Raw genomic sequence first — 536 nt, 5'->3', positions numbered from 1 at the left:
GCCGACGGCGGCCGGCGCAGTCGCCGGCGTTACGGCGGGAGCGAGCACCGGACGGTTCTGCCGATCCACCGGCGTCACCACCTGGCCGTCGCGCAGCAGATGCCCACCGGCGGCGACCACCCAGTCGCCAGCGGTCACCCCAGACAACACCGGCACGGCCTCGGCGCCGTAGGCACCGACCGTCACCGGGGTGGCCTTGAGCGCACCGTTGGCCGGGTTCACCACCCACACGCTGGCCTTGCCATCGGCGCCACGCAACACCGCCGCCAGCGGCAGCTGCAAAGTGCCGCTGCGCCCGGCCGCGGCGAACACGCGCGCACTCTGGCCCAGTTCCACCTCGTCCACCGCTTCGGGCGCCAGGCTGACGCGSGTGGCATAGGTRCGCGCCTGCGSATCGGCGGCSGGGGCGATYTCGCGGATCGTGCCCGGCAGCAGCTGGCCTGGCCGGTTCCACAGCTCGATCTGCACCGGCTGGCCCACCTGGTAATCGCGGATGTTGCTTTCCGGCAGCGCGATCAGCACCTCGCGGCCACCAT

The 536-nt window shown here is 72.9% G+C and carries 1 protein-coding gene; it reads right to left on the bottom strand.

What is annotated here, in order from left to right; all coding sequences use genetic code 11:
• The coding region (locus ACXJKJ_RS31920) for an efflux RND transporter periplasmic adaptor subunit (RefSeq protein WP_457395741.1) at nucleotides 1-536 on the bottom strand (536 nt) is incomplete at both ends.

Source organism: Roseateles sp. P5_E1 (genome assembly GCF_054049335.1).
Note: the sequence above shows the minus strand (reverse complement) of the source record. Positions and strands in the feature narration are given on the sequence as shown.